General features: G+C 40.9%; 19 protein-coding genes and 1 pseudogene. 16 read left to right on the forward strand and 4 right to left on the reverse strand.

The window, feature by feature from the left end:
* Positions 1-131 precede the first annotated feature (131 nt).
* A complete protein-coding gene (locus tag V7K60_RS09170; RefSeq protein ID WP_334924813.1) occupies positions 132-1,211 on the reverse strand; it encodes a M4 family metallopeptidase in 1,080 nt (359 codons plus the stop codon).
* 545 nt (positions 1,212-1,756) lie between these two features.
* On the opposite strand from V7K60_RS09170, the gene V7K60_RS09175 reads away from it, so the two are divergent.
* Positions 1,757-2,062 (forward strand): hypothetical protein, encoded by a 306-nt coding sequence (locus V7K60_RS09175; protein WP_334924814.1) that lies wholly within the window; start codon positions 1,757-1,759, stop codon positions 2,060-2,062.
* On the opposite strand, the pseudogene V7K60_RS35185 reads toward V7K60_RS09175, so the two are convergent.
* A pseudogene (locus V7K60_RS35185) lies at positions 2,040-5,086 on the reverse strand (type ISP restriction/modification enzyme). The gene V7K60_RS09175 and the pseudogene V7K60_RS35185 overlap by 23 nt on opposite strands.
* Positions 5,087-5,555: 469 nt before the next feature.
* Between V7K60_RS35185 and V7K60_RS09195 the strand changes: the two are divergent.
* Positions 5,556-6,752: a HAMP domain-containing sensor histidine kinase gene (locus V7K60_RS09195; RefSeq protein ID WP_334924820.1), complete on the forward strand. Its 1,197-nt coding sequence runs from the start codon at positions 5,556-5,558 to the stop codon at positions 6,750-6,752.
* Between the two features lie 93 nt (positions 6,753-6,845).
* Here the strand turns inward: V7K60_RS09195 and V7K60_RS09200 are convergent, their stop codons facing one another.
* Positions 6,846-9,116 (reverse strand): RelA/SpoT family protein, encoded by a 2,271-nt coding sequence (locus V7K60_RS09200; RefSeq protein WP_334925516.1) that lies wholly within the window; start codon positions 9,114-9,116, stop codon positions 6,846-6,848.
* A 292-nt stretch (positions 9,117-9,408) separates the two neighbouring features.
* Here V7K60_RS09200 and patD point away from each other — a divergent pair, with 292 nt between their 5' ends.
* On the forward strand, positions 9,409-9,762 hold the full coding sequence (gene patD / locus V7K60_RS09205) for a heterocyst frequency control protein PatD (RefSeq protein WP_334924822.1): 354 nt from the start codon (positions 9,409-9,411) through the stop codon (positions 9,760-9,762).
* Positions 9,763-9,972: 210 nt separating this feature from the next.
* Here patD and V7K60_RS09210 read toward each other — a convergent pair whose 3' ends face one another.
* Positions 9,973-10,569 (reverse strand): TetR/AcrR family transcriptional regulator, encoded by a 597-nt coding sequence (locus tag V7K60_RS09210; protein ID WP_334924824.1) that lies wholly within the window; start codon positions 10,567-10,569, stop codon positions 9,973-9,975.
* A 278-nt stretch (positions 10,570-10,847) separates the two neighbouring features.
* On the opposite strand from V7K60_RS09210, the gene V7K60_RS09215 reads away from it, so the two are divergent.
* From V7K60_RS09215 to V7K60_RS09275, 13 genes are all read left to right on the forward strand, one after another.
* Positions 10,848-12,437: a DHA2 family efflux MFS transporter permease subunit gene (locus V7K60_RS09215; RefSeq protein WP_334924826.1), complete on the forward strand. Its 1,590-nt coding sequence runs from the start codon at positions 10,848-10,850 to the stop codon at positions 12,435-12,437.
* Between the two features lie 617 nt (positions 12,438-13,054).
* Positions 13,055-13,780: a phosphoadenosine phosphosulfate reductase gene (gene cysH / locus V7K60_RS09220; RefSeq protein WP_334924828.1), complete on the forward strand. Its 726-nt coding sequence runs from the start codon at positions 13,055-13,057 to the stop codon at positions 13,778-13,780.
* Between the two features lie 137 nt (positions 13,781-13,917).
* Positions 13,918-15,171 (forward strand): exonuclease SbcCD subunit D, encoded by a 1,254-nt coding sequence (locus tag V7K60_RS09225; protein ID WP_334924830.1) that lies wholly within the window; start codon positions 13,918-13,920, stop codon positions 15,169-15,171.
* Positions 15,172-15,308: 137 nt separating this feature from the next.
* Positions 15,309-15,938, forward strand: a complete 630-nt coding sequence (locus V7K60_RS09230) for a restriction endonuclease subunit R (protein WP_334924832.1) — start codon at positions 15,309-15,311, stop codon at positions 15,936-15,938.
* 97 nt (positions 15,939-16,035) lie between these two features.
* Positions 16,036-16,251 (forward strand): type II toxin-antitoxin system HicB family antitoxin, encoded by a 216-nt coding sequence (locus tag V7K60_RS09235; RefSeq protein ID WP_334924834.1) that lies wholly within the window; start codon positions 16,036-16,038, stop codon positions 16,249-16,251.
* A 61-nt stretch (positions 16,252-16,312) separates the two neighbouring features.
* Positions 16,313-16,414, forward strand: a complete 102-nt coding sequence (locus tag V7K60_RS09240; protein ID WP_334925518.1) for a type II toxin-antitoxin system HicA family toxin — start codon at positions 16,313-16,315, stop codon at positions 16,412-16,414.
* A 450-nt stretch (positions 16,415-16,864) separates the two neighbouring features.
* On the forward strand, positions 16,865-18,022 hold the full coding sequence (locus V7K60_RS09245) for a sulfate ABC transporter substrate-binding protein (protein ID WP_334924835.1): 1,158 nt from the start codon (positions 16,865-16,867) through the stop codon (positions 18,020-18,022).
* A gap of 83 nt (positions 18,023-18,105) precedes the next feature.
* Positions 18,106-19,107 carry a PstS family phosphate ABC transporter substrate-binding protein gene (locus V7K60_RS09250; protein ID WP_334924837.1) on the forward strand — a complete coding sequence of 334 codons (1,002 nt, stop codon included), beginning with the start codon at positions 18,106-18,108 and terminating at the stop codon, positions 19,105-19,107.
* A gap of 49 nt (positions 19,108-19,156) precedes the next feature.
* On the forward strand, positions 19,157-20,098 hold the full coding sequence (gene pstC / locus V7K60_RS09255; protein ID WP_334924839.1) for a phosphate ABC transporter permease subunit PstC: 942 nt from the start codon (positions 19,157-19,159) through the stop codon (positions 20,096-20,098).
* A gap of 8 nt (positions 20,099-20,106) precedes the next feature.
* Positions 20,107-21,006, forward strand: coding sequence for a phosphate ABC transporter permease PstA (gene pstA / locus V7K60_RS09260; RefSeq protein ID WP_334924841.1), 900 nt, complete (start codon positions 20,107-20,109; stop codon positions 21,004-21,006).
* Positions 21,007-21,057: 51 nt separating this feature from the next.
* Complete coding sequence (pstB, locus tag V7K60_RS09265; protein WP_334817948.1) at positions 21,058-21,885, forward strand: phosphate ABC transporter ATP-binding protein PstB; 828 nt, start codon at positions 21,058-21,060, stop codon at positions 21,883-21,885.
* 289 nt (positions 21,886-22,174) lie between these two features.
* Positions 22,175-23,164, forward strand: coding sequence for a helix-turn-helix transcriptional regulator (locus tag V7K60_RS09270; protein WP_334924843.1), 990 nt, complete (start codon positions 22,175-22,177; stop codon positions 23,162-23,164).
* Between the two features lie 237 nt (positions 23,165-23,401).
* Positions 23,402-26,113, forward strand: a complete 2,712-nt coding sequence (locus V7K60_RS09275) for a TonB-dependent siderophore receptor (protein WP_442944374.1) — start codon at positions 23,402-23,404, stop codon at positions 26,111-26,113.
* Positions 26,114-26,120: the final 7 nt, after the last annotated feature.

Raw genomic sequence — 26,120 nt, forward strand, 5'->3', positions numbered from 1 at the left:
GCTCTCTGTTGTGCTATTTAGTTGGGATAAATACAGAAACTAGGAGATGATAGTTTTCACCTCCTAGTTTAGCAACAACAAACAACACGTCTAAAAAAGTTAGGAGTTAGAAGCTAAAAAAACTCCTAACTCTAGATAACTCCTACCTTTTGCCAAGCGTTCTGCACAGCTTTTTGCTCATTACTGTCATTACCGTAGAGTTCGCCAGCAACTTGAATGGTGACGTTGGCAGCTTTTTTAAAATCTGCTTTGGGACGCAAGCGATCGCGTAAAGCCACATACCATATTTTGCCAGCTTTTTCCCACGCATACCCATCAATCTCAACAGCCGCTAGATAAAAGGCATGGTTAGGGATTCCTGAGTTTATATGCACTCCAGCATTATCTTCAACACCAGTATATTTATCTTTCATGTGGGCAGGTTGGGGATCTTTACCCAATACCGAATCATCATAAGCTGTTCCCGGTACTTTCATTGACCGGAGGGCAACACCTTTGACAGTCGGTACTAAAAGACCTTCACCAATCAGCCAGTCTGCCTCTTGTGCAGTCTGATTTTTGGACTTTTGTTTTACCAAAGAACCAAAGACATCAGAAAACGATTCATTTAGTGCCCCTGGTTCGCCATAATACTGCAAACCCGCTTCATACTGAGTTATCCCATGAGCTAACTCATGCCCAATCACATCAATTGATTTCGTGAAGCGCTGAAACATTTCTCCATCGCCATCACCATAAACCATTTGGTCACCGTTCCAAAAGGCGTTGTCATATTTAACGCCATAATGCACGGTGGAGTCTAAACGTAGTCCTTTGTCGTCAATAGAATTGCGATCGAATATTTCATGAAATAAGTCATAAGTAGCACCAGCTGCATCGTAGGCTTCATTTACTGATGCATCACTGCTTGGTGGATCTCCTTCAGCACGCACCAATGTGCCAGGGAGTTGCTGGCCATATTTGGCATCGTAGATGGTGCGGCGCTTCTCACCTGGAGAAGGTGCAAAGGAGATATTACCTATAACATCTCTGCGTCCACGAAGTTGTGCTGAAACATTTAATGTATGAAAAGCCCAACTCCGCTGCTGAGGATTGCCATTCACCACGACATTTTCCAACATGTGAGGCGGGATAATACAACAAATAGGGCATCTAGAGACAAGTGGATGCTCATACTTAAACCCGGCTGATTTCTTTTTATTTCGAGCCATCCAAGATATTCTCCTTTTGAAACTAAGTGATGGCAAACAGTGGCTTGAACTCCACTGGAGAAAGGAGCAGAAAAACGAATCCAAATCGTGTGTTTCTGGTTTCTTTTCTGAAGAAAATTTTCTACTCTGTATTTTCGGATAGGTCTTTAGAGGATTGATAGTACCCTCATGGGTACTTCTGATGTGGAAATATTGTATAAAAACACAAAGTCAGCTTAATTACCGCAAGTTTCAGCCAAAATCCTTGTGTGAGTTAGCAAAACCTCCTTTACATACCTAATGCGTTTATATATTAGTTCTTATCAAGATAAATAATATTATTTATTGCTGTTTTGTTACTATCAAGTTGTTAATGCTATAAATGCCTATTGGAGACAGGCGAATCTCAAATCTAGGCATCCAAAACCGAAAATTTTCACAAACAGCCACCAAATACCGCCGTCTTTCTTTACGAGGAGAGTTACTTGTTGTAGTTTATACATAACGTCAATTCAATATTCGCATTATCAGTTGCCGCCAAGCCACAAAAGCAGAACGGAAAGTTTATGAACAAAGTTAATTCTGAGCAGCCTGATATCACGGATAACGATATGCTTCCAGAGTACGATTTCACTGATGGTGTTCGTGGAAAGCATTACCAAGCTTATCGGCGTGGATATACTGTTACCATTCATCAAGCAGATGAGACAACTGTTGTACAGCACTTTACCCTTGAAGATGGGACAGTAATGCTTGATCCCGATGTACAGGAATATTTTCCTAATGGAGAAGCTGTCAATCAGGCTTTACGCACATTGATTAGTCTGTTCCCGAAAAATAACGAATCGATTACAACTCAATCTGTTGAATAATCTGCATTGTCTCTACGCTGACGGTGCAGACTCTTTGTAGTAAATCAATCACTTGTTCTTTGTAATCTGCAAAGCGATATGTATTGAATTTTTCAGCAATAGTAGGGTCTTTAGGTTTCTTTTCTTTGTATTGATCTAAAATCCATTCTAAAGCACAACGGTTGCCAAGGCGATATTCCCAAGCAATTTTGGGGACACCTTCTAAAGTTGTGACATCATCTAAAATAATCGTTCCATTGGCTGCATCGGCTTTGAGTTTTGCCTTTGGTCTCCTGTTATTATCTTTAGCCAAAAGTAAATCAATTCGTTTTAAAGGATAGGGTTTGACAGTTTCATAATTGATGTGCAAATCCATCAACTGTTTACCCCAATTAACCCATTGGTGAAAGTCATCATAGAAAGGTAATCGGGGAAATTCTTCTTTCAGTTTGAGTTCGTATTTAGTGCGATATGCGGGATTGTGCAAGACTGCGTATGTGTAGAGAAAAATATCTAATTTGGTAATTGTTAAGTCGTTGTAGTGAGTTTGGAATTGTGATAATCCCCAGTCGGTAATGTTGTCGATGCGGTTCCCTTCTTTGTCATAGCGGTAGAGTGATAATCCTTGAGTACCTCTTGAACCTAAACCAGCATCAAACAGACAATCTGTAGCTTGAACAACAAAAGGAACTTGTTGATGAACTGTTAAGCAGATAGTCAAGTTTTTTTTACTACAGTTTTCACCAAATAATTGAGTATGAATAGAGGTTAATCCATCACTTAAAATAAAGTCTGCATAGTAATAAGTTTTGAAGTACGGACGATAGTTTTATGAGACTATATTTTCTTCTTTAAAAGTTACTATTTTTCTATTATTAACACTATATTTTAAATACTTACTCCATTTAATGGAATAATCTAAAAAAATATTGGCTTGTAGCGAAGACCAACTATTTTTAATAATATCCTGTCTTTACTTATTGTAAATATTAGAAAACAATTCTATTTTAGCAATTAAACAATTTGGGTCGAAATCATAAACCCACTCATCTCTATTGGTAGAAACTCCAAAAGAAAATATTTTAAATACTGCTTTTTCCTCTTGCTCAAGATTAGTAGCTTTTGTTTCCTTATCAGTCAATGGTATTAAGCTATAAAAATCACTATAATTAAGGTTCATCCACTTATTGTTATTATCAGGTGTAATATGTTCAAAAGAAATTGTATTAAATTTGTTAGTTGCTATGAAATTTAATTTTTCATCACTAGTTTCAAATTCTGATCTTCGGGTGTAAAAGATTTTACAACGATTACTATCATTAAGCTCTTTCTTCACCATAAAACTTATAGCTACACCTGCTTGAATACCAAAAACATTATGCTTTGTGCCTGAAATTTTTGGATTAGACCTAACATCTCCACCTAAATCAATAATATAAATCTCACTAAATTCATCAGCTACTACCTTTCTAAAACTGTCAGCTTCTCCTGAATGGATAAAAGAAGAGTTAGTAATAAAAGCTAAAATTCCATTTTCATTCAACCTATTTGTTGCCCAACGTAAGAAACGGGAATACATATCGTAGTGTTTGGTTTTTCGAGCATTGCTATATTTGACATAACTTTCTTTAATCAATTTATCTATCTCTGAATAAGAGCGATTTTTATTATTATAGTTTTCATTAGCCTGATTTGCATTGTAAGGAGGATTGCCAATAATCACCGATATCTTACTTTCATTCTGCCTTTTAATCCTTTCAGTATTTTCTACACTCATTGCAAACAAATTCATTTGCTTGCCTGCAAACGATGTATGATCTAGGGTATCGACAAAACAAATATTTTCAAACTCCTCATATACACCCATTTTTTGTTTATAGGTGTATTCAATATTTAAGTTAGCGATGTAATAAGGCAAAATTACCACTTCATTACAATGAATCTCATGCTTATATTTATATTTCAGACTATTCTTAGGCAAATAATCAATTAATTCGGTAATAAAAGTGCCTGTTCCTGTAGCTGGATCTAAAATTTCTACATCTTTATCTGCAAGCAGCTTACCAAAATGTTTATGGGTTAAATAATCTACACTTTCAATCATAAAGCGCACAATTTCATTTGGCGTATATATGATTCCCAGTCTATCAGCTGCTTTGGGATTGTATGCTTTGTAGAAGTTTTCATAAAGCGCTTTTAAAAACTTCTGCTTTTGATGATGATTGTAGATATTTGCCGCAGTTCTTCTAATGACTCCATAGTAACGTTCAATCGTACCAAGAGTATTCTTTTTAGTGCTACCTGTAAAAAAGGTATCTATCACCCCTTTTAATTCACGAGCAATATTATTTTCTCGATGAAACTGAGATTCATTAAAGATGCTGATAAAGATATTTTCAGTCAAAATATGCTGAATCATCATTTCTCTAACATCCAGTAAAGTAACTTCAGGATTAATTGATTCTTTGCAGATACCCCAAAATTTATCCCTTGCTGTTTTAAAAGCTGTGTTTGTTTTAATTTGACTCTCAATCAAGTCACGTAAAGCATTTAAAACACTGGGTAAGTCTTCCTTAAAAGTTTCAATCGCCTCACGAAAATCCTTAACTTCTGGGCGAATATAATTTATAAAATATGTAATTATCTCATGTAGCGCGTCAGGATCTTTCATCGGGACGCGCATAGTTTCCTGTCCACGCTGAATTAAAACCGCTGTTTGCGAGTCTTCAAACAGAATGTTACTATCTGGATAACCTCTTATTAGCTTTTGGAAATTTCTTGGTCTAAATTGTCATATTCATCTTTACTTTCCCAGTATCCCCAATCCAAACGCAAAGCATCTTTAACAGTGCCATCTGGATAAACAACTTTGCCGCTAGGTGTTTTATAATCTAGTTCTGGAATAAGTCTAAATTCTCTGGGTTTGCAATATTCGTTGACTAAGTTTTGAAATGCAACCCGAATCGATTTTTCTTTACGTGAACCGCCATACTGGATAATTCTTTCTACTTCTGTGTGATATTGGCTAACTAGAAGCTTGGACATACTTTATGAAATTTTTATATTTTTTAGGTCATGCTCAATGTAACCTCAGTAAAAAAAATTACAGATTGCTGATAGCACGGATTTTATATACGGTAGTACATCTATACTCTTGTAATGATACTGATGCAAATATTTGCAAATTAGAATTATATAAAAAGTAGAAACATTGTGTTTGTTGCGTCTTTTAATAAAGTTAGATAAATAAAATAATAAGAAACTTGAGGATATTGAGTTATCTTACTCTGTAACCACAATCTACTCGGTTAAGCGATCGCTCTTACCTCTATGATGAAATAAGCTCATTTGCATTTAAATTGCAATAAACTGACTGAGCTAAACTGATTAGTTCAGCAATCAGCCGTCTTTTCACTAACCTCCATCTTCTGTCACTTGCAAACTTGACATTAAATGCACTAAGCTAGCTTTAGCGCAAGGGGCTTCGCGCTGACTGTCTTTGGTTGGGCAAAAAATGGATTTTAGTCAGACTCTAATTGCGAAAAGCGATGCCATTCTCGATCAATGGGTTGAAGCGGTTTACCAGGATGAACAAATTGAAGCTACTAATGAACTTACTTTCAAAGCTGTAAAGGATAGCTTACCTCGCGTTTTGAAAGCATTGGCAACAGTACTTTCTGAATCTGAAACGAGCGATTTGCAAACAGTAGTAGATGCAAGTTTAGAACACGGTACACTTCGCGCCCAACAGGGATTTGAACCAGAGGAAATTGCGCGAGAGTATCGTTTACTCCGGTTTGTGATTTTTTCCTTTTTAGAAGAAGATTTATTACAGGGATCTGCACAAGAGGTGCTAAGGGCTGTTCGCCTGATTGATACAGTAATTGATGAAGCGATCGCCCGTTGCTTTAACAGTTATACTCAAGGACGATTACAAGAGCTTAAACAACTCCAAAGTCAGTTGCGGTTGACTAACCAAGAGCTAACTCGTTTGGTTAGCGCTAATAAAGATAATCTCTCTCATTTGGCTCATGAACTGAAAACGCCCCTGACTTCAATCATCGGTTACGCAGACTTATTTCTGCGTCAGCAGCGTCAACAACCAGAACTCAAAGACACCTATGCAAATCTTGAAAGTATTGAGCGAGTTCTCAAGAGTGGTAGACTTCTTGTCCGCTTAATTAACGATACTTTGGAAATTTCGCGCTGTGATGCCGGACAGATGAAATTGCAGCCAACTTTAACCGATGTGCCTAGTTTAATCAACTTTGTTTTAGAGATCATAGACCCACTAGCGCGTGCTAAAGAATTATCCTTGATTGTTGAATGCGAACGCGCCCCAAGTCAAGTTATCACAGATCCTCTTCGGCTTCAACAAATTCTGACAAATCTGCTGAGTAACGCAATTCGCTACACAGAATCTGGTTCAATTCATTTGCAGTGCTGGACGTTATCTCAACAGCAGTGGGCTATCTCCGTTACTGATAGTGGTATTGGTATTTCTCCAGATGCCCAAGCACAAATCTTCAATCCTTATTTTCGGGAAGTAACTTCTCCAAAAGTGCAAAGTTCTGATGGTACAGGATTAGGTTTAGCAATAGTCTCTCGATTGGTTCAGTTAATGGATGGTGAAATTAAAGTAGATTCACAGCTAGGAAAAGGGTCTACATTTACAGTAATTTTGCCATTAGAAGCAATCGCCCAGGTATGACTAGGACTGACTATTTCAACGAAACTTTAAAGTGAAATCGCAACTAAAATTGGTGCGTTACACTGCGTGAACGCACCTTACCAATTAAGATACCTACTCGTCAATTTGACCGACGCGGCGGATATTCAAAATGTCGCTCATTTTCTTAATTTGGACGAAGACTTGCTCTAGTTGAAAGCGATCGCGTATATCTATTCCTAAGTCGATCAATGCAGGTTGACCAACAGAGGTTTTCACCTGGGCATGACGGACGTTAATCCCTTGGTCGCTTAACCGTGACAAAATATCCTTTAGCACCCCTACGCGGTCAAGGGCTTCAATTTGAACCTCTACTGGATACGTGTGCGGACGACCACTATTTTCGGCGGCTGGGTTCCATCTAACTGGTACTAAGCGCTCATACTCCACAGGTTCCAGATTATTGCAGCCTTGGCGATGAATTGAAATCCCCCTACCTCGCGTCACCACACCAATAATTGGTTCGCCAGGAATCGGGGTACAACACCCAGCTAAATAATATACCAAACCTTCCACCCCAAAAATTGGCGAATCACTGGAGCGTGAGGTAGTTGGAGGTGCATCTCGTAAAGCTTTTGATGTACTTAATTCTTTGGGAATAAATGGCGAGACAATGGAAACTGGTTGTTGTCCCTTTGCTACTTCTCGCCAGCGATTTAATACTAGGTTCAACGTAATTTCTCCGTAACCCAAACCGGCAAGTAAATCGTCCACGCTGTGGTAGTTACACTTTTCGGCGACAATCTGCATCGCATCCGACTTCAGCAGACTATCAAAACCAGTTTTACCGAGTTCCTTTTCTAACAACTCTCGTCCACGGGCGACATTTTCTTCCCGGCGCGATCGCTTGTACCATTGTTTTATGCGATATTTCGCCGCCGAAGTTCTGACAAAGTTCAACCAATCTAAACTCGGATGGCAGTTCTTTTGGGTGAGAACCTCTACAATATCGCCATTGTGTAGCCGCGTTGACAAAGATACCATCCGCCCATTCACCCGCGCCCCTGAACAATGGTTTCCCACTTCTGTATGAATGCGATAAGCAAAATCTACAGTCGTAGCACCAGGGCTTAAAGGAACAACATCCCCCTTAGGGGTGAAGACATAGACATCATCTTCAAATAGATTGTCCTTGACGCTATCAAGATATTCTTGTGCATCCTTGAGATCGGTTTGCCATTCCAGCAGCTGCCGTAGCCAAGTAAACTTGTCATCCGTCCCTGTCAAATGGCTAATACTAGAACCTCCAGTTTCTTTGTACTTCCAATGGGCGGCAATCCCATACTCAGCGATATGATGCATTTCGATTGTCCGAATTTGCACCTCTAAAGGACGGCCAGTTAGTCCAATCACCCCAGTGTGCAACGACTGGTAACGGTTAGGTTTTGGCAGTCCAATGTAATCCTTAAATCTCCCAGGAATTGGGCGAAAAGCATCATGAACAACTGCCAACGCCCGATAGCATTCTTCATTGGTTTGAACAATTATTCGCAGCGCTGCCAAATCGTAAATTTCATGAAATTCCTTTTGCTGGCGGTGCATTTTTTGGTAAATGCTATAAAGGTGCTTAGGGCGACCGCTGATCTCCTGAAAGTGGATTCCGGCTTGCTGCAAACGCTCTTGCAACATATTCGTAGCTCTAGCCAATTTCTCTTCTCGCGCCGTCCGTTTTTCAGAAACATGCTCTTGCATTTGGCGGTAAGCTTCCGGTTCCAAATACTTAAAAGCCAAATCTTCCAGTTCCCATTTAATTCGCCAAATCCCCAAGCGATTGGCTAAGGGTGCGAATATATCTCGCGTTTCTTGGGCACTGCGGCGGCGGCTGGCCTCTGACATATATTGTAAAGTTCGCATATTATGCAAACGATCTGCCAATTTCACCACAATTACCCGAATATCTTGCGCCATTGCCAAAAACATCCGCCGGAAGTTTTCGGCTTGGCTTTCGGTTTTGCTGGTGAAATTGATTTTAGAAAGCTTGGTGACACCTTCGACCAATTGCCGCACTTCTGGGCCAAAGCGTTCTTCTATGTCTTGACTTGTAACTTCTGTATCTTCAACGACATCATGGAGAAATCCAGCTGCTATCATAGCAGCACTGCCTCCCAAGTCACGCAGCAATTCAGCCACAGCAATGGGATGAGCAATGTATGGTTCTCCCGATTTGCGGTATTGACCTTCATGCAGTTGGTAAGCAAATTCAAATGCCCGACCAATTAAGACGGCATCATTATGCCTTCGATCATCTTCCGCTGCGCCGCTACTTGTTGATGACTCCTTTAAACATTTTTTCAACCATTCGGGAATGGCAAGATCAACTGATGAATTTATCGCTATACTGCTCATACAATTTGGGTTTAGAGAGGATCGGTAGATAAGTGAATGATAAATAAAACTAGCAGCATCACCCTGAAAAGATGCTGTTGCCCAAAGACGGGTGGAAAAAGCAGTGTAAGGATGATTCTCCAATTGCCAATGGTAGTCATCCAGTTTGAGTTTCAAGGATCATAAGAAAATCCATTGATGGCAAACAAAGCCCCAAATCACGATTTGAGGCTTTTAGTGCTGATAAGTCTTTAAGAAAGTTTATTGTAGAAGAAAAATTACTTGACATTAATACTATCTTAACTAGCACTGGATGTCTTTAAACCGTGAGAAATACCTGGTATTCGTAACTTTGGTAGAGCAATTACGCTCCGATGCCACAACTACCCAAATCGTTGCACCAGAACTGCGGCAGCGTGTAGCCACGTTGCAGCAATTTTTTGGGCAACAGATTGTGCCTTTGGCTGATGAAAACTGGCGAGTGCAGTCTTATCAAACCGAGATGAGCAAGCAATTGCGTCTGTTGGAAATAGATGTGATGTTTTTCCAAGGAGCGCGGCAGGCATCTACTGCACAAACGAGACTTCAAACGATTAGCGATCGCTTGACAACCCTCATTCAATACTGTGATGCCATTCTGCAACCAGAAGCGGAAGGAGAAAAATAACAATTGTTCACCTTTTTCTCTAATTTCTCCATCATCTCATTTATGACCTATGATGGAAAGTTATTTTGCTAACAAGTTGGAATTGGGCATTAGGAGTGCTGAGTGCTGTTAGCGGTAGCGGGGCGTTTAGCCCGTGCTGAGTTAGGAGTTAAGAGTTTTGTTTATCTCCTTGTCCCCTCATCTCCCTCATTTCCCTCATCTCCCCCTACTCTATGCCCCATTCCCAATCCCTTTAAGGAGAAGATTCATAGTGCGGCGCATGTATCCTTCTACTGGCTCGGTTGTGGGTTTGAAGATCAGTGCATAATATAGTGAACCGCTTACAAGGTCGATAATTAAGTCTACGTCTGCGTCCTTGTGAATTTCACCTCTAGACTTGGCACGCTCAAGTATTTTAGAAAAGGCTTCACGTCTGAGTTTCGTATATTTTGTCCAATAGACCTCGGCAAATTGAGGATTGCTAGATGCTGTACTAACAATCAGCGCAAGTGTCTGACGACCAAGGGGACTATCTATTTTTTTGGCGGCATTCTTAATCAGGATATCCATGTCTCCCCAAAAGCTGCCAGTATCGGGGATCGCTAAATCATCTCTGAGACTTTCTATCGCGTCTGCAACTAGTTCTTCTTTGGAAGTATAACGCCGATAGATGGTTGTTTTACCAACTCCAGCACGAGAAGCGATCGCTTCTATACTCATGCTTTCATATCCTACCTCTGCAAGCAGATCCAAAGTTGCTTGCAGAATAGCTTGGTCGGCGTGGATGCTGCGTGGGCGTCCAGAGGTGCTGTTGATTTGCTTACTCATAAAAATATCATTCCCAAGCAATATCTTTTTGGCCATTTGCTTCGACTTTTGGGCATAGAACATAACTTCTGGGAAACGAAATAAGCCTCATAACCCAATTCTCATGCACTAAAACAGCAGCAATGACCATCCATCTTTAGCATAGGTATTTCTGCCACATTTCAGGAAAAACTCTCTTGACCGTTTTCATATGATACGCTACCGTAGCGTATATATACAATACTTAATTTTAGCCTTGGCATTGCTTGACATCTCCCAAATATTATTTGTGCTAAATAATGGCTACCAACATTAAAGGTTCTAGTTTTGACGAATTTGGTTATGTCCACGGGCCATTGAAGTGGGCGATCGCTTTTACGGCTTCTATTGGTGCGATATTAGAAGTAATTGATACTAGTATTGTTAACGTTGCCCTGACAGATATACAGGCTAGTTTGGGTGCAACTGTCAGTGAAGTCGGCTGGGTGGTAACTGGATATGCGATCGCAAATGTCGTCTTAATTCCCTTATCTGCATGGCTGGGAGATTACTTTGGACGCAAAACCTACTTTATTTTCTCGTTAATTGGCTTTACCCTGGCCTCGGTTTTATGCGGGTTGGCATTTAATCTGCCGATGCTAGTTTTTTCTCGAATTCTTCAAGGTTTGTGTGGTGGCGGGTTACTAGCTAAAGCCCAAGCGATTTTGTTCGAGACTTTTTCACCTGCTGAACAAGGTTTAGCACAGGCAGTTTTTGGGGTAGGTGTAATTGCTGGCCCAGCTATCGGCCCAACTTTAGGAGGATTTTTGGTAGATGGTTTGGGCTGGCGTTGGATTTTCTTTGTTAATATTCCCTTCGGGATCGTTGCAGTGGCGATGTCAGTGGTATTTTTGCCCAAAGACAAAGATAAAAGCAAGACACAAAGCCAAGCCGTCGATTGGTTTGGGATTGGGTTTTTAGTTATTGCGATTGGCTGTATGCAAACTTTGTTAGAGGAAGGAGAGAAAGACGACTGGTTTTCCTCTGGTTTCATCACCACGTTGGCGATCACTAGTATTATCGGCTTGGGGTTGTTTATTTGGCGAGAAGTGAAAACAGATCACCCTGCTGTGGATTTGAGAGTTTTGCGCCACCGTTCTTTAGCTGCGGGAAGCGTTCTCTCAGCAGTGGTGGGTATGGGGCTTTATGGCACACTCTTTGCTGTACCTATATTTGCTCAGAGTGTGCTGCACTTTACGGCAACGCAGACAGGACTATTGTTAGCGCCCGGTGCTTTAGCGTCTGCGATCGTTATGGTTTTATTAGGCAAACTGGCTAGTAAAATTGATGCCCGATTTTTAATTGCAATGGGCGCTGTCGGATCGTCTGGAGTCATGTTTCAACTAGCAGCAATTACCCCACAAACTGGCATAGATGATTTATTTTGGCCATTGGTATGGCGTGGGGCTTTTACTGTGTTGATGTTTCTGCCTTTGAGTTTGGCAGTTTTAGGCCCGCTACCTAAGCAAGATATTTCTGCCGGCTCTGGTTTTTACAACCTCACCCGACAATTGGGTGGTAGTATAGGCATTGCTCTACTCACTACTTTGCTTGATCGACGAGAAGCTTTTCATCGAGCCATCTTATTAGCAAAACTTAGTCCTTATGACCCAGAAACCAGTCAGCGCCTTGATGCGCTCAACGGGGCACTCCAAGGTCAAGGCATGGATGCGACAACGGCTCAACAACAAGCACTAGCTTTATTGAGTCAAACAGTAGATACTCAAGCTGCGGTTTTGTCTTACGCAGATTGCTTTCGAGTGGTAGGGATAGGGTTCCTTTGCTCATTACCTCTGTTGCTATTTCTGGGTAAAGGCGGTGCAGGAGCGAAAGCGCCAATCGGGCACTAAGAGTAAGGTAAATAGCGATCACATCCTTATTTGAAATTCTTTGATTGCAAAACTATGTAAAAACGCCGAAAATCACAGCAGAAAGTTAATAGACACAGATTTATCTGGATGAAAAAAGTAAAAGTCCCACTCAGTTTTGAGCGGAACTATGTGAAGTCTTATTGCTAAAATGAGAAATCTTGATCTTAGAAAAAGTTCATGATTGTAATAACCCCAACGCTGGTTAACATCATTAAAGCGCCCATAATTATAGACTGGCCTAATGGATTGCTGAATTTTGCGTTGTTCATTTAAGTAAAATCCCTTTTATTAATAGTTCCTTAACCATATCAAAATCAGTATAAATATCTATGAAAATACTGTAAAACTTAAATTACCGTAACGTTTCTTAATAAATACCTGTTTAGATTAGTGTATTAATTATTACTAAATATTAAATATAGTTATTTTTCTTGTGCCCGCTCCCCATACTTCGACTGCGCTCAGTACAAGTTCCCCATTCTCAAAATGTAGTAATTTCCGCACAAAATAATTACCTTATCTCCGAGCGGAATACGTGTCTTGATGGAGTAAGATCGATCTTAATCAAGGTAGAAATATTTGAATAGAAGATTATCATGACAGTCTCCACTGCATCTAGAAATCAAGCGATCACTTTTGACTTAGACAAATTAAATGAGCAATTTGAAACTGCCACTCCCAAAGAAATACTGGCATGGTCTATAGAAAATATCCCAACGGGACTGGTGCAAACAAGCGCTTTTAACGTGGATGACATGATAATTACCCATATTCTTTACAGTGAACTCAAGCATCCCGTTCCTGTGATCTTTCTCGATACCTTGCACCACTTCCCAGAAAGCCTAGAATTAGTAGCCAAAGCCATACAAATCTATAATCTGGATCTGCAAACTTACAAAACTCCAGATGTAGACACCCGTGAAGCCTTTGAAGCCAAATACGGCGACAAACTCTGGGACAAGGATATTGCCCAATTCCACAATATTACAAAAATTGAACCATTATTACGGGGTTTAGACGAACTCAACAGTGTCGCTTGGATTACCGGACGCCGCCGTGACCAAGCAGTAACCCGTGCAAATATGCCCATATTTGAATTAGACAATAAAGATCGGCTGAAAGTAAATCCCATAGCTACCTGGACACGCCAAGACAGCTGGGTTTATGTGGCTGAACATGGAGTCATCTACAACCCCCTCCACGACCAAGGTTATCCCAGCATCGGCGACCAACCCATCACCACCAAAGTAGGTGAAGGCGAAGACGAACGCGCTGGACGCTGGCGGGGAAGTGATAAAACAGAATGCGGAATTCATATTTAGTCATTGGTCATTTGTCACTTGTACTGAGCTTGTCCTGAGCGTAGCCGTTGGCGCAGCCTCTCGTAGAGAAGGGCGAAGCCGAAGTATTTGTCATTAGTATTAGACAAAGGACAAATGACTAAGAACAAAGGACAAATATGATTAAAATCCTCCATCTCTCCGATATCCACATGGGAAGCGGCTTCTCCCACGGACGAATTAATCCCGCGACTGGATTAAATACACGGTTGGAGGATTTTGTCAATACTCTCTCTATATGTATTGACCGAGCGCTGACAGATGCTGTTGATATGGTGATATTTGGTGGTGACGCTTTCCCGGATGCTACACCACCACCTTATGTACAACAAGCTTTTGCCAGCCAGTTTCGCCGTCTCATGGATGCCAATATTCCAACAGTGCTGTTGGTAGGCAACCATGACCAACATTCCCAAGGACAGGGAGGAGCGAGTTTAAATATTTACCGCACTTTGGGAGTGCCAGGGTTTGTTGTTGGTGATACATTAACTACGCACTGTATCAAAACCCGTAATGGCAAAGTGCAAGTAATTACCCTCCCCTGGCTGACTCGTTCAACTTTGATGACTCGCCAAGAGACTGAAGGTTTATCTTTGGCGGAAGTCAACCAACTATTAACGGAACGTCTACGAGTTGTTTTAGAAGGGGAAGTTCGCCGTCTTGACCCCGATGTGCCTAGTATCCTTTTGGCTCACTTGATGGCTGACAATGCTACCTTGGGTGCAGAACGATTTTTGGCAGTAGGTAAAGGCTTTACTCTACCCCTATCTTTGCTGACGCGACCTTGTTTTGATTATGTAGCGTTGGGACATGTCCACCGCCACCAAAATCTGAATAAATCCAACAACCCACCGGTAATTTATCCAGGGAGTATTGAGCGGGTAGATTTTAGCGAAGAAAAAGAAGACAAAGGCTATGTAATGCTGGAACTTGAGCGGGGAAGCGCTGAGTGGGAATTTTGTCCTTTGACAGTTCGGACTTTCCGCACCATTGAGGTGGATATCTCGAAAGCAGATGATCCGCAAGCGGTGTTAATGAAAGCGATCGCCAAGTATGATATTCAAGATGCTGTAGTGCGGATAATTTACAAACTCCGCTCCGAACAGATGGATTTAATTGACAGTTCCTCTCTACATACTGCTTTAAGTCCCGCTCATACCTACACCATTCAAGCAGAATTAGTGAGTCAATTAGCCAGGCCCCGGATTCCTGAATTGAGTGCGAGTAGTAGCATCGACCCAATGGAAGCGTTAAAAACTTACTTGAACAACCGCGAAGACCTCAAAGACATCGCAACATCAATGATGGATGCAGCGCAGAAGTTGCTAGCAGATGATGTGGAAGTCTGGCTGGAAGCAGCAACTAATGAGTAGGATAAAATAATTCGTAATTCGTAATTCGTAATTAACAATTGTTATGGAATAACGAACCGCAAAGGCGCGGAGGGCACAGAGAAATCAGAGTTTTAGAAGTATTTTGTGTAAGCCCTATTTTCCACTCTCCAAAATCTATGAGGCAAACAATCCAAGCAAAGGTCATCGACTTACGCTATTTAATCGATAACTTTGGTATTGAGTTAGTTTTGGATGGCTCATTCTTTCATGAATGGCAAGAAGATTTACCAGAAATAAATGATTTAGATAAACAACTTTTAGATAAGGTAAAAATGGGTTATTTTAATCTTCTTAATTACCCACCTTTACTAGAAGATGTAGTCAGAATGGCAGTTGTAGACCCATTACTTTTTATTGGGGATTTTTATCTAGCTCTGTTTTATATAAAATCAGAAGAATCTATAGATATTGCTGTGCCAGATGAAGATGTAATTATCAAAGGTAGAATAGATACCTTAGTTTTAAAAGAGCAATTTTGGGTGATGATTATTAAGTCTAAAAGAGCTTCGTTTTCAGTGGAACAAGGACTCACACAAATTCTTGCTTATATGTTAGGAAATCCGTATACCAATAAACCTAGTTTTGGTATGATTACCACGAGAAGCGAGTTTATTTTCGTCAAATTAGTGAAAGTAAATCCACCACGTTATGCTTTATCAAAGGGTTTTTTGATGCGAAACCCCGGAAATGAGTTGTACGATGTGCTACGTGTATTGAGACGCCTGACTCAGTTGGTGAGTGCTTAAATCTTACTTATCGCCTGATTATATTTTCTCACTGAAGGGGCGATCGCTCTTTTAATAATGAGAGAATATACTATCTATAAATTTAGGGAAGTTCATAATGAAGCGAGAATTTAATGTAATTCTCGAACGAGATGCAGATGGCTACTTTGTTGCTTCCGTCCCAAATCTTCCTGGTTATCATACGCAAGCTAAAACTTTAGATGAGTTAGTGGAACGCATTAGAGAAGCGATTGAACTTTGTCTAGAATTTGAGGAAGAACAGCAGGATTCACTTGACTTTGTTGGTATTCAACGAGTCGCAGTTGAGATATGAGTCAATTCCAAGTGTCACAGGAAAGGAAGTTATTGCAGCCCTGAGCAAAGTTGGTTCTGAAGTGGCTAGGGTACGTGGCAGTCATCATATTATGATACATAGTGATGGGCGTAGGACAGTAGTTCCTGTACATTCAGGTGAAACAATTAGTCGTGGTTTGTAGCACAAATACTATGCGATTGCCAAATAACTCGTGAATAATTTAGAGAATTGTTGTAAGTATTGATGATTTTGAAGGTTAGATGTTATGTACAAATAATGTCGTAATCAGCGCGATCGCTAAATATGATATTCAAATTACTGTATTGCGGCTACTTTGTTTTACAAACAGCTTGACGGCTAAAAAAAGTCGAGTTTTCACTACTATTTTGTATTAAAAATTACATATTTTTTAGCAAATATTATGTATATAGCCGGTTTGTTTCGCTTTCCAGCAGAAAAACCCATTTTTTGAAATGCCTTGGGAAATCATACTTATTTGCTACTTTTGATGATAGATTGCTCACTTAATTAAAAAAATTTAATTCAGATGATAAATATTATTCTATATACCCTATAATTCTCATAATCACGGTATCCATGTAGAAATACCGTAGATTTAGGGGTGATTCTGATGAGCAAGTCGCAACAACTGACACAATTAAATAAATTCCTGAGTGAGGATATGCAGGCTTATGTCATGAAAGCTTTGCAGAGCATACAAGTCTCATCTCGACACGCAATCAAAACTTGGTTGGATGGACGCAGTATCCAAAGCTTTGTGAGTCTGTTTTTAATAAGTATTTTTTTGAGTATAGCAGTTGCCTCCTGTTCGGGAAGCAGTTCAGCTAGCAAAAATGATGTTAAGTTAAAACTCGTTTCATTCTCTGTTACCAAAGCCGCTCATGACCAGATAATTCCCAAATTTATCGAAAAGTGGAAGCAAGAACACAATCAGAATGTCACATTTGAGCAAAGTTATGGCGGTTCTGGCGCTCAAGCGGCAGCTGTGATTGCCGATTCACAAGAAGCAGATATAGTACACTTGGCACTTCCCCTGGATGTCAGTAAAATTCAGCAAGCGGGTTTGATTAAATCAGGTTGGGAAACCGAAGCTCCGAGAAATGGTATTGTTAGTAAATCGGTTGCTGCGATCGTCACCCGCGAAGGCAATCCCAAAGCCATCAATACTTGGGCAGACTTAGCAAAAGATGGCGTAAAAGTGATTGCCGCTAACCCAAAAACTTCTGGTATTGCTATCTGGGAATTCTTGGCTTTTTGGGGTTCCGTGAGTCTAACCGGAGGTGACGAAGCGACAGCGTTAGATTACGTCACCAAAGTTTATAAAAACACTCCTATTCTGACCAAAGATGCTCGTGAAGCTAGCAATTTATTTTTCCAACAAAATCAGGGTGATGTCTTAATCAACTACGAGAATGAAGTAATTTTAGCAGGAAAAAATGGGACTAAACTACCTTATGTTGTACCCCAAGTCAATATTTCCATTGATAATCCTGTAGCCGTAGTTGATAAAAACGTTGATAAACACGGTACAAGGCAAGTTGCACAAGCATTTGTTGATTTTCTTTACTCGACAGAAGCTCAACGAGAATTTGCTAAATTACAATATCGTCCTGTTAACCCCACTGTCACCCAAGAAGTAGCATCACAATATCAGCCAATTAAAACTTTATTCACATCTCAAGATTTAGGTGGCTGGGATATTATCCAGAAAAAGTTTTTTGGAGATGGGGCTATTTTTGACAAAGTTAAAGCTGCTAGCAAAGCATGATATCTATACTTTTCGTGCAGGATTATCTACTAGCAGATAGCCAAGCATAAGAATTCTTAGTCACTTTACTCAATTAATAATTTATGAGCTTTCGGAGCAGATTTAAGGATAGCTTTTTCCTGATATTTTTAATGATTATTGCCAGCAGTAGCACTGCTTGTAGCAGCAATGAGGAAAAGAAAAGTCAGGTGAGTATTGATGGTGCAGCTGTAGGTTTTCCTGTTTCTTTAGCAGTTGCAGAAGAATACGGTAAAGTAAAACCTGAAGCTAAAGTAAGCGTTGCCTCAAGTGGTACTGGTGGTGGTTTCAGTAAATTTTGTAATGGTGATATTGATATAGCTGGTGCTTCTCGCACCATTCGAGATGAAGAAATCAAAAAATGTAAAAGTAAGAATATTGAATTTGTCGAGTTGCCTGTAGCTTTAGATGGTATCGCTGTGATTGCCAACCGCCAAAATAACTTTGCCAAATGTCTAACTATTAAAGAACTAGGTAAGATTTGGGGCGGCAAATCAGACGGTAAAGTATTGAGATGGAATCAAGTTAATCCCAAGTTTCCTAATGAAAAACTGAAGCTGTATGCTCCATCCTCGGATACGGGAACATTCGATTATATGACTCAAGCTGTGACTGGTAAAGCCAAGAATGGCCGTACAGATTACACTGCTACTCAGAATCAAAACCTTCTCGTACAAGGAGTGTCAGGTGATGTAACAGCCTTGGGTTATGTAGGGATATCTTACTATATTCAAAATCAAGAAAAGCTGAATCTAGTTGCTGTAGAAAGTCTTGAAGGAAAGTGTGAAAAACCAGTGCCGGTGGATAACGTAATTAAAAATATCTATACACCTTTGTCTCGTCCTCTGTTCATCTATGTTAGTAAAAAATCCTTAGATACTAAGCCAGCAGTCAAAGAATTTGTAAATTTTTATCTGGAAAATTCTTGGAAGTGGGTAGATAGCGTTGGTTATGTAGCATTACCTGATGAAGCTTACCTCAAAGTCAAACAAAAATTTGCTACTGGTGAAACTGGGACAAAGTTTAAAAAAGCAAAACCAGGTGAACCAATCACGAACTTCATTTAAATAAAGTCCTAGTCATTGTAGTCTGAGTGTAGTTAAAACTTAACTGTTTATGCAAAATACCAATTCTCAAGACGAGCCTTATCTACTATCCAGACAGTCACTGGATAAAAATCCATCTGAAGATATTTCAGAAAAGATTGTTGCGGCAGTTTTATTTGCTTGTGCTTTAGTTTCAGTTTTAACTACCTTTGGGATTGTCATAATTATCTTTCAGGAGACATTCAATTTTTTCCAAGAAGTTTCCTTTGCCCAATTTTTTCTTGATACTAAATGGACACCTTTATTTGCCGATAAACATTTTGGCGTTTGGCCATTGATTAATGGCACTTTTTTGACTACAGCTATTGCGATGGCAGTTGCTATTCCTTTGGGTTTATCTTCTGCTATTTATTTGAGTGAATATGCTGAACCTAAAGTTGCGGCAATTTTACGTCCAGCGGTGGAACTTTTGGCAGGAATACCAACGGTAGTATATGGTTACTTTGCGCTGTTGTTCCTTACACCATTGCTGCGGAATTTTATCCCTCTGGAAATTTTCAACGCTTTGAGTGCGGGATTAATGATGGGGGTAATGATTACTCCTACTGTTGGTTCTATCAGCTTAGATGCTATCCGAGCAGTTCCTCGTTCTTTGCGAGAAGGAGCTTATGCTTTAGGTATCACTAAACTAGAAACCATTTTTAAAGTAGTTCTACCAGCTGCACTTTCTGGAATCATAGCCTCAATTATTTTGGGTATTTCTCGCGCTGTGGGTGAAACAATGACTGTCCTGATCGCCGCCGGACAACAACCAAGATTAACTGTTAATTTTATGGAATCAGTAGAAACCATGACAGCTTACATGGCGCAAATTTCTGGTGGAGATAGTCCGCGTGGTAGTCTTAATTTCAGAACATTATATGCTGTTGGCGCTGTACTGTTTTTACTTACGCTTGCTTTGAATATTGTTAGTTACTGGATTGCTAATCGCTTTAAAGAAAAATACGACTAATTATAGATATGGCTACAAGTTATCAACAAAATGATTCTTTAGAATCTGCGGCAGAATTTACCGATAATGTTGAGAGTAGGGATAAATTAGGGAAAGTATTTGAAGTCCTTTTTTTGTTAGGATTGCTAATTGGTTTATTTATCCTAGCATTGCTACTTTTTGATATTTTGAAAGACGGATTAGGCAGATTTTTATCACCCGGCTTTCTCACAGAAACTCCTTCTCGTTTTCCTGATCAAGGTGGTATTCGTCCTGCGATTATCAGCAGTATGCTTTTAGGAGCTGTTGTGATTTTAGTAACTGTCCCAATTGGTGTTGGAGCAGCTTTATATCTAGAAGAATATGCACCTAAAGCTTGGTGGACAGCGATTATTGAGATTAATATCAGTAATCTGGCGGGTGTGCCTTCTATTGTCTATGGATTGCTGGGTTTAGGAGTTTTCAATTATTTGCTTGGGTTTGGCCCCGCTTTGATTTCCGGTGCATTGACTTTATCTTTGTTGTCTTTACCAGTAATTATTGTGACAGCTAGAGAAGCAATTCGCGCTGTCCCAGATTCCCTGAGAAATGCTTCTTACGGATTAGGTGTCACAAAATGGCGAACTATCAGCAGTCATGTCATACCCTATGCTGTTCCTGGTATTTTGACGGGGGTGATTATCTCTATATCCCGCGCTATTGGTGATGCAGCCTCTCTGATTGTTGTAGGTGCTGTAGGTTTTCTCACCTTTAACCCTAGTTTGTTTCAGAGATTTATGGCATTACCCATTCAAATTTATAGTTACATCACTCGTCCTGAACCGGGTTTTGCTAGTGCAGCAGCAGCGACAATTATTGCGTTGTTACTCTTGATTTTAGTTTTAAATGGTGTAGCAATTTATATTCGACAACGCTTCTCAATAAATTAGGTAATTAAATATCTAATTCGATACATTCACGGATATTAGGAGTTCAGCCAAATGACTTATAGCAATAGTAGAAGTCAATCAGATAGCGCCACAATAGACCAAGACAAAGGCGTATTCAATGTTGAAGGGGTGAAGGTATACTATGGGGGATTTTTGGCACTTTTAGATGTCTACCTAAAGATTCCTGAGAAACAAATTATTGCTTTTATTGGGCCTTCAGGATGTGGTAAAAGTACCTTACTGCGTTGCTTCAACCGGATGAATGATTTAATCCCTGGAGCTAAGGTTGAGGGTAGATTGAATTACCGCGATCGCAACATTTATGATCCCAAGATAAATTCTGTAAAATTACGCCGCCAAGTCGGCATGGTTTTTCAAAGACCAAATCCTTTCCCCAAGTCAATCTACGAAAATATTTCCTTTGGTCCGCGGGCTAACGGTTACAAAGGTAACATTGATGAATTGGTGGAAGATTCCCTCAGACGCGCTGCTATCTGGGATGAAGTCAAAGACAAACTCAAAGAGAAGGGAACTGCATTATCTGGCGGACAACAACAACGACTTTGCATTGCTCGGGCGATCGCCATGAAGCCAGATGTATTATTAATGGATGAACCATGTTCTGCTCTTGACCCAATTTCTAGCCGTCAAGTCGAAGAACTCTGCTTAGAACTCAAGGAGCAATACACCATCATTATGGTGACACACAATATGCAGCAAGCTTCTAGAGTCGCAGATTTCACGGCTTTCTTCAATACAGAAATTGACGAGCATGGTAAACGTCGTGGCAAATTAGTTGAGTTTAATCCTACAGCTCAAATGTTCAGTTCTCCTCAAACCAAAGAAGCTGAGGATTATATCAGTGGGCGCTTCGGTTAAAGAGACATCACAGGGGAAGGGAAAGGGGAAAGGGGAAAGGAAAAAGTCAAGTTCAGTTGTGAGCGACTATTATTCCTTTGCCCTTTAAGTTTTTCCCATTGATTTAAATTTAGTCAAATCAATGTCCCCTTAAAAAATCCTTCGACCTTTTCTATAAATAAATTCACTGCTCTAAACCTTTTGGGCAGTAGAAAGCTTCACTTGGGAAAATGCCATAGTTTCAAGCGATCGCGGTAAGATTATTGAAAATAACTAGCATTAATTTTTCAATATCTACCAGTAGTCAACTATGACCATTACCCTAACGCCCGAAGAAGAAAGAGACCTTTGGGCAGAAGCTAGACAAAATAGCCAGCAAAACTCATCAGAACCATTTGAATCCTATTGTCAAGTACCCAGGCAACTGGGCAAAGGATATACGCGAAGCATAGAAGTCCATCCCCAAGTGCATCTGGGGATTGGTAACTCCGAATACTACGATGACATACTGAGTCAAAGCTGTGAATGCGATCACCCTTTGCAATTTGCTGTTCTCCTTTCAGGAACAAGTAGAGAAGAATATGGAGGGCAAATAGGAGAAGGATATACGCTCATTTCAGGTGGCGGCATTCAACGAAAAATGACTTGTTTGGATTCTAAATCAAGCATGGGTATTGGCTTCAGTATGCCTCCTGAGTTGTTGGCAACCTTTTTTCCTACAGGAGATGGAGAAATTCCACCGCAACTACATTTTTTAGCTAAAGGTAACGAGTGGCAAACATTGCTCTACCCAAAAGCTACAACAGCAATACAGACAGTGGCACAGCAAATAGTCAACTGTCCTTACCACGGGATGACGAAGCGTTTGTATTTACAGGGGAAGGTGCTAGAGTTGATGGCGTTGCAACTTGCCCCCTTCTTAGCTGAACAAGCTGGAGTGCAACCGTCACCACGATTAAAGACACAAACCATCGCCCGGATTCATCACGCCAGAGAAATTTTACTCTCCCGTTTAGAGAATCCGCCGTCGATACTGGAATTGGCGCAAATGGTGGGGATGAGCGACCGCACCCTCCAACGTGGATTTCAGGAACTCTTTGGCAAAACAGCATTTAGCTACATGACAGAAAAACGTATGGAATGGGCAGAGCAATTATTGCGTCAGGGAAACATGACTATTGCTGAGGTTGCTAACAAAATCGGCTATTCTCACTTGGGATACTTTGCAGGTGCTTTCAAGCGCAGGTTCGGGATTACGCCCAGTGAAAGTTTAATTAGTAAAAAGTCGGTTTCGAGATAGTGATGCGGTTTTTGGATAGACTCAGTTGCAAATTATTCTTTATACTCAGCTTCGTTGAATTAAAAACTATTTGCAGTAATCAAGTTTTGCTCTAAAAAACTTGATTCATCTCACCTTAGAATTCTCCTTCAACAAGGAGGGAACTGATTTTCGTGTCTCCCGTTGCAAGTATTAAGGGGTATGACTGCAAAGTGGATTAATTCAGCAAAGTTCTGCAAGCTGGTGTCAGGAGTTGTAATGAAGCGTTGGTTGTCTGGTAGTGTGCGATTGTGGTTTTTACTGAGTCTATTCGGATACTTGAGTACTATTGCTATTGAGCCTGTACAGGCAGAAATTAAATCAACGATTGAGAAGCAAGAAGTCGAAAGTCAGGAAAATTTAAGACCTCTGCTGACTCGAAAAATTCGGCAATTGAGTGAAGTTGAGCGTCCCAGCACTAGCGCTCAAATGCTAGTGCAGTCGCCAACACCAAGCAACCACCCGAACCTTGGGGGTGAAGTTGTACCAATTACGGGAGTTAAAGCTAATCGCACTGATAAAGGTGTGGAGATAATTTTAGAGACACCTGTTGGTACTCAATTGCAAGTTACAAATCGCAGTACAGGTAATAATTTTATTGCTGACGTATCTGGTGGGCAGTTGCATTTACCCAGTGGCGAAGCTTTCACATTTCGTTCGGAAAAACCAGTCGAGGGAATTACTGAAATTACAGTAACAAATATTGATGCAACTACTGTGCGAGTGGCGGTGGTGGGAGAGAAAGCTTTACCAACGGTTGAGTTATTTGATGATAATGCAGGTCTGGTTTTTGGTATAACTTCTGCTGAAATTGCGACTTCTCCACCGCAACAGCCTCAAACACCACAAACTCAAGAAAAGCCAGCACTCCCTACACCACAAAACACACCATCAGCACAAGGTGATGAGCCGATTGAGTTGGTAGTGACGGGTGAGCAAGATGGTTATCGTGTAAGAGATTCGTCAACTGCTACCAAAACTGACACACCTCTGCGCGATATTCCCCAATCGATTCAAGTCGTACCACAACAGGTATTAGAAGACCAGCAGGTGAGAAACCCAAATGAGGCACTCAGAAACATCGCTGGTGTATCGCAGGGACAAAATAGCGCCTCTCGCAGTGGGGGTGCGGACATTAACATTCGAGGCTTTGACGCCACTGCCAATATTCTTAGAAATGGGCTGAGAGACCCTACGGGTGGCTCTGGTGCTGGAGTTTTTAATCTAGCTAACATCGAACGGATTGAAGTTCTCAAGGGACCCGCTTCTGTTCTCTATGGTCAAGGTTCGTTTGGAGGTTTAATTAACTATGTTACAAAACAACCACTTACAGAACCCTACTACTCGGTAGAAGCCTCTGCGGGGAGTTTCAACTTTTATAGCGGTGCTGTTGACCTGACTGGTCCCCTCAACGACAGCAAAACGGTGTTGTATCGTTTGAATTTGGCGGCTCTCACAACAGAAAGCTTCGTTGATTTTTATGAGGAACAGCAATACTTTGTTGCACCTGTTCTCACGTGGCAAATTAGCGATCGCACTAAGCTGACTCTAGAAGCTGAGTATCTTGATCGACCCAAAGCGAATGGTAATAGCGGTGTTCCCGCTGTAGGGAGTGTGCTGCCAAATCCAAATGGAAGAATACCGCGCAACCGCACCTACACTGAGCGAGATCCAAACAAAGACGATGTATATTCTTTCGCAGTGGGCTACGACCTCCAACATCGCTTTAGTGAGAACTGGCAGCTACGTAATGCTTTCAGATTTTCGCAAGGTGGGCGAGATAGAGACCAAATCTCTTCCTCTTCGCTAGCGGAGGATCAACGCACCTTAAGTAGAACGTATGCATTATCCTCCGATCAAGAATTCGGAAGATTCTTCAATTTAGATACTTATGTTGTTGGTAAATTTGCTACAGGCAGTGTAGAGCATCAGCTACTAATGGGTTTTAATCTCACCAGGGAGGAAAGCACTTTACCTGTTATCATTGGACGAGCCGCTCCTATTAATCTGTTTAACCCTGTGTATGGTCAGCCTATTGGTGATGTCATTTTCAGATTTGATCTTGCTGGCTCAACAGATACATTAGGTATTTATGTTCAAGATCAGGTCACGCTTTTTGACAATCTCAAACTATTGTTAGGTGTACGGTTTGATACTTTCAGGAGCACTTCGGAAGATCGAATAGCCAATACCGAGGAAGAGCTATCCGATAGCGCCTTCAGCCCGCGTGTAGGAATTGTCTATCAACCCTTTGAGCCAATTTCGCTCTATGCCAGCTATAGTCGCGCCTTTAACCCCGTGACTGGAGTTACCTCCTTTGAAGGCGACGCTTTTCAACCAGAGCGCGCCACTCAGTACGAAGTTGGGATTAAGGCAGACTTGTCTGATCGACTTTCTGCAACGCTTGCCTTCTACGACATAACCCGTTCTAATGTTGTAACGGCTGATCCTGTACCGGATAGAGATGGTTTTTCCGTCCAAACAGGTGAGCAGCGCAGCCGAGGCATTGAATTCAACATTGGTGGTGAAATCTTGCCAGGATGGAACCTCATCGCAGGCTACGCCTACACCGATGCCCAAATCACCCAAGATAATGAACTTCCTGTTGGTAACTTGCTGAGAAATACCCCCAGAAATAGCTTCAACCTCTGGACAAGTTATGAATTTCAACGGGGTCCGTTGCAAGGCTTTGGAGCAGGCGTAGGTTTCTTCTTTGTGGGAGAGAGGCAAGGGGATCTGCCAAACACCTTTGAATTACCTAGTTACTTCCTCACCGATGCTGCCATCTTCTACAAGCGAGATAGATTCCGGGCATCCCTCAATTTCAGGAATTTATTTGATGTTAACTATTATGATTCTGCTAATAACAGGGTCAGTGTTAACCCGGGCGATCCATTCACGGTGCAAGGAACGATTTCATGGAAGTTTTAGGGCGTTA

The sequence above is a fragment of the Nostoc sp. genome, assembly GCF_036917555.1.
Lineage (GTDB): Bacteria > Cyanobacteriota > Cyanobacteriia > Cyanobacteriales > Nostocaceae > Nostoc.